Origin of the sequence: Carboxylicivirga longa, assembly GCF_050589825.1 — a bacterium.
In the GTDB taxonomy this organism is placed as follows: domain Bacteria; phylum Bacteroidota; class Bacteroidia; order Bacteroidales; family Marinilabiliaceae; genus Carboxylicivirga; species Carboxylicivirga longa.
On the sequence record NZ_JBNGOZ010000068.1, the window covers coordinates 1 to 1,174 of the forward strand.

2 protein-coding genes are annotated in these 1,174 nt (G+C 37.4%); both read left to right on the top strand.

What is annotated here, in order from left to right:
- Positions 1-70: 70 nt before the first annotated feature.
- Positions 71-382: a transposase gene (locus tag ACRD7A_RS19065; protein ID WP_430812981.1), complete on the top strand. Its 312-nt coding sequence runs from the start codon at positions 71-73 to the stop codon at positions 380-382.
- Positions 379-1,174 (top strand): IS3 family transposase (locus tag ACRD7A_RS19070; protein WP_430812982.1); only part of this gene is annotated, 796 nt, incomplete at its 3' end. The genes ACRD7A_RS19065 and ACRD7A_RS19070, both read left to right, overlap by 4 nt.

Consider the following 1,174-nt stretch of genomic DNA (forward strand, 5'->3'; position numbering starts at 1 on the left):
TGAACCTGCTACATTTGTAAGGACAGTAAGTTAAGATATATGGCTCTAAATTATATATCTTAGAATCATTATGAGTGAAAGAAGGAAGTTTACAAGAGAGTTTAAATTAAATGCAGTAGAGCTAAGTTATAGTCGAGATAATATCAAAGAACTGGCTCATGAATTAAATGTTAGACCAGAACTTATTTACAGATGGCGTAGTGAGTTTGCTACCCTTCAAGGGAAAAGCTTTCCAGGTAATGGCAATCCTAAATTAAGTGAGGAAGAAAGTGAGATAGTACGCTTAAAAAAGGAACTTGCTGACATGAAGATGGAGAGGGATATACTAAAAAAGGCAGTAGGCATCTTTTCCAAGAGCGATGGGAAATATACCAATTCATAGCAGGTCAGAGCTCTGTGTTTCCCATTGAAAGGATGTGTAAAGTTTTAAGAGTTAGTAGAAGTGGGTATTATGCGTGGTTGAAGAATAAGCCTTCAGTAAGAGAGTTAGAAAACCGTAAACTGCTGGAGGATATTCGCCAGGTTTATCGCTTGAGCAAAGGTATTTATGGTAGTCCTCGTATAACAAAAGAGTTAAATGTAAATTATGTTTCCGTTTCAAGACCTCGTGTGGCTCGCCTAATGAGAAAAGCAGGTATCCGCAGTATTACAAAGCGCAAGTTTGTAACAACAACTCATTCTAAGCACAGTCATCCTGTTGCAGAAAACTTGTTGAAACGAGACTTTTCAGCTAAGCAAATTGGGCGCAAATGGGTTTCTGATATAACCTATATCAGAACTAAGGAAGGTTGGCTTTACTTGACAGTAATAATTGATCTTGCAGACAGAAAAGTAATTGGATGGTCAACCAGCAACTCAATGGATACCCGAGCAACAATAATACGTGCATGGCAAATGGCTGTTACGAATAGACCAATACGCAAAGGATTAATTTTTCATTCCGACCAAGGTGTTCAATATGCATGTAGAGAATTTAGGGATATCATCAGTGCCAACGGTTTAGTTACCCAAAGTATGAGTAGAAGGGGTAATTGTTGGGATAATGCAGTAGCTGAGAGCTTCTTTAAGTCTTTAAAGACAGAATGGGTATACCATCGCAATTATCAAACACGAAAACAAGCTAATATGTCTTTATTTGAGTATATAGAAACATGGTATAATACAAGACGAAGAC

Bases quoted from the DNA above. Each gene is read 5' to 3' on its own strand.
- ACRD7A_RS19065 (WP_430812981.1), top strand. From the start codon at position 71: ATGAGTGAAAGAAGGAAGTTTACAAGAGAGTTTAAATTAAATGCAGTA.